Source organism: Bacillus massilinigeriensis (assembly GCF_900117315.1).
GTDB lineage: Bacteria > Bacillota > Bacilli > Bacillales > Cytobacillaceae > Bacillus_BE > Bacillus_BE massilionigeriensis.
Map to the genome: position 1 here is coordinate 1,091,089 of NZ_LT630337.1, position 10,004 is coordinate 1,101,092.

Here is a 10,004-nt window from a genome sequence, read left to right on the forward strand (position 1 = left end):
AATAAATTGGCTATCCAAAATTATTCCTCCTTCATTAATCTCTCAATCTTTTCAGAGATTATTTCCATCTGTAAATGGATAATATTCTTCAGTTGTTTGATCATACTCAGCCATATGATTTTGGATCTTCAAATCCTCTGATGCTGCTATTCCCGTGACAAAAAGATTTAGAAGTGCTAGTGTAGGAGCAATTCCTTTTAAAGGAATTGGTGCTGGCGCAATAACCCGAAATAATAAATCCGCATATTGGCTAATTGGTGATAAATGGTCATCGGTAATGGCGATAATAAATGCTCCTTTTTTCTTTGCTGTCCTTACAAATGAAAATGTCTCTTGTATATACCTTGGAAATGAGATGGCGATTACTACGGTGCTCTCATCAATTTGCAACAATAAATCGTTAGCATCCTCAATCTCACCCCGATATAGAGTGGTATTTCCTACTACGATGTTTAAAGTGAAGGTTAGCCAATTCGCAGGTCCATAGGATGAACGAAACCCAACAACCATCCGTTTTTCACCTTGGATTAATTTTTCAATAGCCAAATGATATTGTTCTAAATCAACAGCCTCTAGCGTTGCCCTTACATAGGTATTATCTTGTTCAATCATATGTTGGATCAAATTTTTTCCCTTTAACGACTGAGAACCCTTTCGATAGTTTTCAATCGGATTTCCAACTTCAGAAGTATCCTCTAACAAACTCATTTGAATTTCCTTTTGCAGCTCACTAAAACCAGAATATCCAAGAATATAGCATAATCTAATGACAGTGGTCTCACTGGTTTTACATGACCTGCCAATTTGCTTTGCTGTCTGAAAGGCAACCTCTTTAGGGAAATTGATCATATATTCTGCAATCTTTTGTTGTCTTGTCGTTAATTGGCTGTACTGTTTTCGTATTTTCTCCTTATATTTATCCATTTTGAGAAATCCTCTCTTTAGTTCCATCCCCTTCATCTGAAGTAATCTTTGAAAGAACAAGGCTCAGAATTTTAACCCCGTTAAGGAGAGAATCCAGGTTAAATTGCATGTGTGGGTGGTGAAGTCCAGGGGCTAATCCTGTCCCAAGACCAACCATTGTTGCTTGCAAATGGGGGTATGCTACTTTATAAAAATGAAAGTCTTCTCCACCCGGAGTAACTGGTGGTGAAACAAGCCCCTCCTCTCCAAGTACCTCTCCAATCGCTTCCTTAACAATTTCCTCAAATTTTGGACTAGCCTCAGCAGCAACAATAGATGCAGAGGTTTCAATATTTACCTTTGCATAATTAATAGTTCCTGCTGTATTGACAGCATACTTGACCTGATCTAACAATTTATCCATCACTTCATTGGTACTCGCCCTTACATCAATCCCAAACTGACCATAATCCGGTATGATATTTAAATGATCCCCTCCAGCATGAACCATGGTCACCTTGGCAGAGGCAGATATGGTCGGGTCAATTTTAATTGAATTTACGGCTTGGATTATTGCCCCAATAGAGTCAACCACATTTACACCAAGGTTTGGTCTGGACCCATGTGCCTGAACCCCTTTTACCTCCCCCTTTAGTAAAGTTGTTGCACCATGATAAATGGCCGGAGAAGCCTGCCCAAATTCCATTTCCTGTATAGGTCGTACATGTATACCTAAAAGGTAATCAAGATCATTAAGTATCCCTTTTTCAATTAACGCTTTTGCTCCCTTTCCAGTTTCTTCTGCAGGCTGAAAAATGATTTTTATCAATCCTTTTGGAGTAAATCCTAAATCCTTTAAACAAGTGATTGCATGAAGAACCATGGTCATGTGTCCATCATGTCCACAGGAGTGATTGGGAATCCATTCTCCTCCGACTAGCTGGTATAAGGCATCCATGTCAGCCCTAATGCCTACAGATGGGCCTTTATTGGAATCTCCCCAATAACCCACCACACCAGGAATATCATCGAAGGTCTCATAAGGGATTCCTATTTCATTTAGGCGGGTAGCAATGTATTTGGTTGTTTCATATTCCTCCCAGCTTACTTCTGCATATGAATGGAGATAATTATAGGTAGCCTTGATTGCTTTCTCATTCTCTGATACCCATTGATTTATTTTCTTAATCATTCATATCCCCCATTGTTTTTTGTTCTAAAATATAATAATGGACAAAGGATTCAGGTCTTTTTTGAATTCCAGTAACTATGTATCCCTTTGATAATGCCTCAGTCATAACCTTTCTAAGAGAAAATCGCCATTCTTTAGCTACATCGGGGGCCGATTTCTTTAATTCTTGAATATTTAAAGGAGAAGAAACTAGAAAACCTTTTTGATTTAAAATTACATCCCTTTCTACTGGGACTGGTACTCCCCCATGTTCCTCCCAATTTAGCCATGTTTGATAATTGACCTTTTTCAATCGATTAACTCCATTAATTGCCCTTTCTACACGTTTTGAAGACAAATCCCATTCGATTAATAAGCGATCGCTAGGAAGTCCCCTATTAAGCTTGTCATTCATTTCCCCATAGTAGGATGGCAAATATTGTTTTGAGTAGGCACCTAACTTGCAAAGATTAAAGAACCCATTTCTAACCTCTAAAGGATCGTACGTCCAAACCATCTTTTGATACCCGTATGCCAATGCCCATTCTCTTTGTTTAACTTTTAGTTGAAAGCCTACTCCTAAATTCTGATATTCAGATTTGACAGCAGCCATATGAGAAACCAGATAGAAATTACCTTCTTTCACGCCAGCAAACCCATAACAAAATCCTATTAATTGATTTTTCTCAAAAGACCCAATAATGACTCCCCCGTTTTTAATAGATGCAACCAACTGGGCAAGTGGAGTCACACTATCTTGACTCCAAATATGTGATTGCAGACTAACAACCTCTGCAACTTCTTCTAATCTACTAATTTCCTTATATGTAATAGAATTGTCTCCATTCAATTGCCACCAACCTCCTTTAGTTTCTGTTTGATTATATTTAACCTGAATCACAAAATGAAGTAGATACTTTTATTTTTACATATTATAGCAGTGTAAACTTTTTTTATTATATAATAATCGGAATTTTTTAACAATATTAATTTTGCAAATAATTACCAATAACATCCCTTTAAATCCGACATGTTCAATCTTCCTCAATAGTCGAAAATGAAAAAAGCTCTCTATGGCATAGAGAACTTTTTTATGAACTAAGGTTTGATATTTTTTCTATAAGAGGTATTAATGAGCCGCCCCATATCATTGTGACTAATGCTGCAAGAATCATGCCTAAAGTTGAAAAGGTAAATTCCTGCTCGCCATACTCTTTTGCTTTTGCCGTTCCTACTCCGTGTGCTCCAACACCCAAAGCAAGCCCCCTTGCAATAGGTGTTTTAATAGATAACCATTTTAACGCTAATGGTCCAATAATACTCCCGATAATAGCCGTCATAATCGCAAAAACGGTTGTTAGAACTGGAAGTCCACCAATTTCCTTTGAAACCTCAATGGCAATTGGTACCGTAATGGATCGTGGAATCACACTCAAAATCAAATCCGGCTTTAAATGGACGATTAAAGCAAGAAGAAAGGATGAAAAAACAGCTGTAAGTGTTCCAGTAATAATGCTCAATAAAATAATACTCGAATACTTTTTAATTAAATGGAAGTTCTTATAAATGGGAATCGCAAATGCTACTGTCGCCGGACCTAGCATATGAGTGACCCATTTAGAATTACTGATAAATTCATTAGCAGGAACATCTATTATTCCAATAAAAATAATCAGAATAATAGGTGAAATAAGCAAAGGGTTTAAAAATGATAATTTCCACTTTCGATAGGCCCATTTCACAATCCGATAGACTAAAAAAGTTATCATCGTGCTGAGCAACATTTTCATTGTTCAACACTTCTTTTCCTAATAACAAATTTTTCAGCAGTAAATGCAGTAGCTATCATGACAAAACTTGTACTCAAAAAGATAATAGCCAACATTTCAATTCCTAACCAGCCAAATAATTCTTCATAATTAATAATTCCTACAGCAGAAGGGATAAAAAATAGAATTAGTTCCGCTAATAGCCAGTTACCGCCCTTTTCAATCCACCGAACTTTTACTAGTCCGGTAAAAAGAGCAATCAATAGAATGATTAATCCGACCATGGAAGCCGGAAGAGGAATTGGCAATAGTAATTTCAATCCCATACCTACAAACAAAAAGAGATGAAGAAACAATATTTGAAAAATGACTATCATAATTTTCATGAAAACCGCCTACCTTTTTATAAGTAAATGACCTCCACCATTTTTCTTCCGTGGATGATTGTATACTTAATGGTAAACGGGTTTCTCCTATAAGTGAAATACATATATTTTATAAATTGCATAACTATTGGTTATGCATCATCAACCTGTGAATAGCCAAAAATATAGTCAATAAATGCACGACTTGCAAGCGAAATATATTTATTCTTTTTCGTAATAACCGCTAGTTTCCACGGTGTAACTGGTTCAAGACTAATCTTTTTCACCTTATGATTCTGCACACGATTGCAAATTGATTCTGGCAGGATCGTTACTCCTAAATTGGCAGCGACCATATCCGTCATTAAATCCCATTGCGAGCTTGTGAATAAGATCTTAGGCTCATAACCTATTTTTGAAAATTGCCTCCAGAGAATATCATGTAAAGCAAAGTCTTCATTATAAAATATAAACTCCTCATCCTCTAGCTCAGCTAAATGAACCTTTTCCTTCCCAGATAAACGATGCTTATTATGAACTAATAATTTCATTTCTTCTTCTGCAAGCGGGAAAATATTGTATTTGTGTTCCTCTTTTAAAGGAAGTACAGCAACTCCTAACTCAAGCTCCCCTTCCTCAACACTTTTCACAACCTTTGCCGCCCCATACTCTTTAATATTAAATATAATATTGGCATACTTTAAATGGAATTCCGCCAATAATTGTGGAAAAAAAAGACTCCCAATAAAAGGAGGCAGCCCAATATGTATCGTTCCCTGCATTAAATTACTCATATCATTTAAGGATTGGGACATTTCCTCAAGTAAGGCATTCACTTTTTGTGCATATTCCCTCACAACCATACCCGCATCTGTAATCTCAAGCGTTTTGTTTGAACGATTCAAGAGGATCATTCCGAGTTCACTTTCCAATCCTTTGATCATTTTGCTCAATGCAGGTTGAGAAACATGCAGGGCCTCTGCTGCTTTTGTCATACTTTTCAACCTTGCTATTTCCGAAAAATATTTTAATTCACGCAATTCCAAGATGACGCACCTCCATAAGGTTAATCATAAAACCTTTAAAGATAATCAGCAAATCAATGCAACAGAAGGCATAAAAAAAGAAATAATTTCAATTCTTAAGATAATAAAAAAGATTATGAAACCAGTCGAATGGACTAATCTCATAATCTTCTTAATAAAAGCAACAAAGTACTTTATTAATTTTTAACTTCTTCCCAATAATAATGAATTTCCTCTTTTTTAACTACCTCTGGGCATTCTACTTCATCTTCCCAATGGTCGTAGTTGTTTTCGCCATTAACATGTTGAATTTCCACACTATAATATTTATCCTTGTATTTAAAAATAACGACGATCATTTCGGAATACCCAGCATCATCGTTACCAAGTTCTTGAACAAACTCTAATCCGTAAACAGGGTCGTTTTTTCGCTCAGCAATAGAATCTAATAAAACATTTTTAGGAAACTTCATCCTTTTTGCACCTTCAATCTTAAAATATAGTTATAGTATAAAATATATTATAAGAAATGTAATCCTTAAATTTAACGGAATTCCGAAAAATGTATCTCATCTTCTTGAAATATGAAAATGGTTATGTATAGTCCCAGGGAATTATTAAATCAATTTTTTTTGATAAATTAGTTGATACATGAAAATATTGGATATATTATACGATATATCAAGTATTTTTGATGAAAGAAATTTTAGGTGAGAGATGAATGATGAAATGAAATTTAGTAACTATAAGCTAAATAATGAAGAATTAAATCATTTATTAACAAATAAACTTTGTTTCCTCTTCAAGTTATCACCCTGAGATTTTTTAACGAATAAATCAATTTTTTTTGATTTATTAATCAATATTATCTGATTAATAAGGAGGTGATGATTCATGTTTTTTAACGAGTATGAAGTGTACCAAATGATCAAAATACGCCAAGAAGAATTTGAGAGGAATGAACGCAATGCATGGAAATATGAGGCTTTTAATAAAGAATCACTCCTACAAAAATTGGTCAGAAAATGGAACAGTGGCACAAAATCTATTACCTCACCACAACAAAATGGCTGTTGTTGCCCATGTTAACGAGGTGATGATTTTTTAAAAGTAAAAATCCGTTTAGGTTAATCATAATTATTTTTGTTTATTAAATCAAAAAAAATTGATGTTAGGAGGAAAGTTAAATGAAATATGCACATGTTGGACTTAATGTTACAAATCTTGAAAAATCCATTGAATTTTATACTAAACTATTTGGTTCTGAACCAGTGAAGGTAAAACCAGATTATGTAAAGTTCTTGCTTGATTCTCCTGGCTTAAACTTTACACTTAATCTTCGGGATCAAGTTAGTGGAAATCAAGTAGGACATTTTGGATTTCAAGTGGATAGTACAGGAGAGGTCATGTCTCATAAAAATAGACTCGAAGAAAACGGTATTCTTTCCCAATATGATGAAATCAACACAACCTGTTGTTATGCCCTTCAGGATAAATTCTGGATTCACGACCCAGGTGGAAATGAATGGGAGTTCTTCTTTACGAAGGCTGATGTTGACCAAAACATTTCAAATACAACAACTTGCTGTGGATCCGAACAAGCAGATGAAAAAAAGGAATGTTGTTCTACAACTATTCAAGACAAAGACACTGACAAATGCTGTTCTTAAAGATAGATGTTTAATAATAGATTCCAGGAGATAGAAATCTCCTGGATTTATTATTTTCTTATTCCCCTGTTTTAGCAAAATGCTTAATTCGATCTCTTATATCATCTCGCACTCGTTGAAAAAATTCCCATTTTTCGTCATCTGTTCCTTCTGCTTTTGCAGGGTCATCAAATCCCCAATGAACCCGTTTGACATCTGGCGGCGTAACAGGACATTTATCTGCGGCATCACTGCATAATGTTACAACCAAATCTGCTTTGTTTAAATATACTGGGTCGATTAAATCCGAAGTGTGGTTTGAAATGTCAACTCCAACCTCTTTCATTACTTTTACTGCATTGGGGTTTACTCCATGGGTTTCTATTCCCGCACTTCGAACCTCCCATTTGTCACCCAAGTATTTCTTTGCCCATCCTTCTGCCATTTGGCTACGGCAAGAGTTTCCCGTGCACAAAAAATATATTTTCTGTTTTTTTTCCATGTTTAGTTCCACCTCATTATTAGTAGTCTCAGGCTGTATGCTCTTTAAAATATTTTTGTTTAAATTTTAATGCTACATTCACTAATGCAATCATGACAGGTACTTCTACAAGAGGTCCTATAACTGCTGCAAAGGCTGCTCCAGAGTGAATACCAAATACACCAACTGCAACAGCGATTGCTAGCTCAAAGTTATTACTTCCTGCCGTAAAAGAAAGGGTTGTAGTTACAGGGTAGCTGGCACCAATTTTTCTTCCAAGGAAAAAAGAAACAAAGAACATGAACAAAAAGTATATGAGTAATGGAACCGCCACTCTGATGACGTCTAATGGCAAGCTTACCATCATATTTCCCTTTAAAGAGAACATGACGATGATTGTAAAAATAAGGGCAATTAATGTAATTGGGCTTATTTTCGGCACAAATACGGTTTCATACCATTGTCTACCTTTAGCTTTTACTAATATAAATCGTGTCAACATACCAGCTATAAATGGGATTCCTAGATAAATGAAAACAGACTTGGCAACCTCTGCCATTGTTATATTTACTATGGCACCTTCAATCCCAATCCACTTCGGAATGAGAGTAACAAATAAATAAGCATATACGGAGAAGAATAACACTTGGAAAATAGCATTAAATGCGACTAATCCAGCAGCATATTCCGTGTCCCCTTTCGCGAGATCATTCCACACTATTACCATTGCAATACAACGTGCCAAGCCAATCATGATGAGTCCTACCATGTATTCTGGTTTATCTGGAAGAAAAATGATTGCAAGGATAAACATTAAAATCGGTCCAATCACCCAGTTTTGCAAAAGTGATAGGGATAAAACTTTGACATCTTTAAACACTCTTCCAATCTCTTCATAACGCACTTTTGCAAGGGGCGGATACATCATTAATATTAATCCAATCGCAAGTGGAATGGAGGTCGTTCCTATTTGTAGTCGATTCAATCCGTTGGCCATACTTGGAAAAACAAATCCAATCCCAACACCCACTGCCATTGCTAAAAATATCCAAATTGTTAGGTATCGGTCTAGAAATGATAGTCGTTTTTTTTCTGTAGCTGTACTCACTTTCTTGCTCCCCCTTAGCAACCACACCGAAGTGTCGGATTGCTCTTTTCTATTTGTATAATTCTTTCAGTCTGATCTGGAACATGTTTCAAAATATCAATGATGAGTCCGTACAAGTCGCTTTTTTGATTTAAAGAATAGTATACCCACTGTCCTTTTCTAGTCTCGTTGACTATCCCTGCGTCCTTTAACTTCCGCAAATGCTGGCTAATGGAGGGCTGGCTCATGTCAAATATTTCTTGAAATTCACATACGCAGCAATCCCGATGTTGCAGAATGGAAACAATGGTCAGACGGGTTTTATCCCCCAATAGCTTTAAGCCAAGGGCTATGCGATTTAATTCCATTCAGACAAACCTCCTATATATTGTTATATAACTATTTACTTATATAATATAGAAAACAAATGAAGTCTTCAATCTATTAAATGTTAAGTACTCCTAATCGCTGAACAATTGTAAACATTTTTAAACAGTCCGAGGAACATTAGTTGTAAATTCAGAGATAATAGTTTAGAATTAAAATTGCAGAAAATTCCATCTTTTCCAAAAATATAATAAGAGGTGGTTAAAGGTTGAAATATACTCATTTTACACCCATTGATCATTTAAAGGTTAGTAGTTTTACTAGTGAATTGAAGGTCACCTTATCCCCTAATAGTACAATCCGTGATACACTGAAGTCATTTTTAGTTAATCGAGCAGATATCGGTTGTGTGACTCAAGAAAATAAATTAATCGGGATTGTACATAAATACTCTATTTTCCGCGCCTTGCAAGGGCATTTTTCTTTAGAAGACTCAATTAAACCGCTCATAAATGAAAACGCTGTCACAATTAATAAAAAGCTGTCCCTTCTTGAAGCAAAAGAAATTATGGTCAAAGCAAATGTAAGCCAGGCTGTCGTTTTAGATCATAATCATGACGTTTATGGCATCATGTCCAAATCAGATTTAATTGACTCTCACGTGACTGCTAATGAAGAACTGTTGATTCGCATGAGAACGCTAATTGATCATTTGGAAGATGCCGTTATTCTAGTTGATTCCAATCATATTATTACTACGGTCAATTTAAAGGCTATCGAATTAAGCAAACTCCATGAAGAACTACTAACCGGAACTTCGGTTGATGTTGTTTTTCCTATTTTAAAAGAATGGGTTATTAAAACAATCAAAACTGGCATCAACCAAGAGGCTAAACGGATTTCTATTAATGATTTGACAGTAATCGCCTCTTTTATCCCCATTAATAAGTCCGATGAAGCCTCTGGAGCAATGATTGTACTAAGGGATATAACTTCATTTGAAAAAATTGCTGATGAATTAGAAACAACCAGTCGATTAAAAAGAATACTTGATAGCGCCCTTGAGCAGGCATACGACGGAATCATAATTACTGGGGATACGGGGAAAATCTCAATGGTCAATCGTGGATTTTTGGAGCTCTTTGGGATTCAAGACCAACGCGAAGTAATTCATAAGCCTCTTTCCTTAATTGCACCGGAGCTAGTGTACGAGAGAAGTCTTAAATT

Annotated in this window: 13 protein-coding genes; 3 read left to right on the forward strand and 10 right to left on the reverse strand. The window is 35.7% G+C overall.

Features of this window, described 5'->3' with window-relative positions:
- Window positions 1-51: 51 nt before the first annotated feature.
- The 7 genes from BQ6100_RS05545 to BQ6100_RS05575 all read right to left on the reverse strand — a co-directional run bounded on the left by BQ6100_RS05545 (window position 52) and on the right by BQ6100_RS05575 (window position 5,706).
- Window positions 52-924: a MurR/RpiR family transcriptional regulator gene (locus BQ6100_RS05545; protein ID WP_075980721.1), complete on the reverse strand. Its 873-nt coding sequence runs from the start codon at window positions 922-924 to the stop codon at window positions 52-54.
- The gene (locus tag BQ6100_RS05550; RefSeq protein WP_075980722.1) at window positions 917-2,095 is read right to left on the reverse strand and encodes a M20 peptidase aminoacylase family protein; all 1,179 of its coding nucleotides are present in this window, start codon (window positions 2,093-2,095) and stop codon (window positions 917-919) included. Before BQ6100_RS05550 ends, BQ6100_RS05545 begins: the two co-directional genes overlap by 8 nt.
- Window positions 2,088-2,924, reverse strand: coding sequence for a GNAT family N-acetyltransferase (locus BQ6100_RS05555; protein WP_075980723.1), 837 nt, complete (start codon window positions 2,922-2,924; stop codon window positions 2,088-2,090). Before BQ6100_RS05555 ends, BQ6100_RS05550 begins: the two co-directional genes overlap by 8 nt.
- Window positions 2,925-3,165: 241 nt before the next feature.
- Entirely contained in the window at window positions 3,166-3,843 is a 678-nt protein-coding gene (locus BQ6100_RS05560; RefSeq protein WP_235816491.1) for an LrgB family protein, read from the reverse strand.
- 17 nt (window positions 3,844-3,860) lie between these two features.
- A complete protein-coding gene (locus BQ6100_RS05565) occupies window positions 3,861-4,229 on the reverse strand; it encodes a CidA/LrgA family protein (protein WP_075980725.1) in 369 nt (122 codons plus the stop codon).
- Window positions 4,230-4,360: 131 nt separating this feature from the next.
- Window positions 4,361-5,254 carry a LysR family transcriptional regulator gene (locus BQ6100_RS05570; RefSeq protein WP_075980726.1) on the reverse strand — a complete coding sequence of 298 codons (894 nt, stop codon included), beginning with the start codon at window positions 5,252-5,254 and terminating at the stop codon, window positions 4,361-4,363.
- Window positions 5,255-5,430: 176 nt separating this feature from the next.
- Window positions 5,431-5,706: a hypothetical protein gene (locus BQ6100_RS05575; protein WP_075980727.1), complete on the reverse strand. Its 276-nt coding sequence runs from the start codon at window positions 5,704-5,706 to the stop codon at window positions 5,431-5,433.
- A 506-nt stretch (window positions 5,707-6,212) separates the two neighbouring features.
- Here BQ6100_RS05575 and BQ6100_RS21815 point away from each other — a divergent pair.
- Both BQ6100_RS21815 and BQ6100_RS05585 read left to right on the forward strand, forming a co-directional pair.
- Entirely contained in the window at window positions 6,213-6,341 is a 129-nt protein-coding gene (locus BQ6100_RS21815; protein ID WP_261798571.1) for a hypothetical protein, read from the forward strand.
- Window positions 6,342-6,420: 79 nt separating this feature from the next.
- Window positions 6,421-6,903 carry an ArsI/CadI family heavy metal resistance metalloenzyme gene (locus BQ6100_RS05585; RefSeq protein ID WP_075980729.1) on the forward strand — a complete coding sequence of 161 codons (483 nt, stop codon included), beginning with the start codon at window positions 6,421-6,423 and terminating at the stop codon, window positions 6,901-6,903.
- Between the two features lie 58 nt (window positions 6,904-6,961).
- On the opposite strand, the gene arsC is transcribed toward BQ6100_RS05585, so the two are convergent.
- Genes arsC through BQ6100_RS05600 form a run of 3 tightly spaced genes read right to left on the reverse strand, consistent with a single transcriptional unit; the run spans window position 6,962 to window position 8,818 of the window.
- Window positions 6,962-7,384: an arsenate reductase (thioredoxin) gene (gene arsC, locus BQ6100_RS05590; RefSeq protein ID WP_075980730.1), complete on the reverse strand. Its 423-nt coding sequence runs from the start codon at window positions 7,382-7,384 to the stop codon at window positions 6,962-6,964.
- Window positions 7,385-7,412: 28 nt separating this feature from the next.
- Window positions 7,413-8,471, reverse strand: a complete 1,059-nt coding sequence (arsB, locus tag BQ6100_RS05595) for an ACR3 family arsenite efflux transporter (protein WP_075980731.1) — start codon at window positions 8,469-8,471, stop codon at window positions 7,413-7,415.
- A 14-nt stretch (window positions 8,472-8,485) separates the two neighbouring features.
- Complete coding sequence (locus tag BQ6100_RS05600; protein ID WP_075980732.1) at window positions 8,486-8,818, reverse strand: ArsR/SmtB family transcription factor; 333 nt, start codon at window positions 8,816-8,818, stop codon at window positions 8,486-8,488.
- Between the two features lie 227 nt (window positions 8,819-9,045).
- Between BQ6100_RS05600 and BQ6100_RS05605 the strand changes: the two genes are divergently transcribed.
- Window positions 9,046-10,004, forward strand: a 959-nt coding sequence (locus tag BQ6100_RS05605; protein ID WP_141770139.1) for a CBS domain-containing protein, incomplete at its 3' end; no start/stop codon positions are given.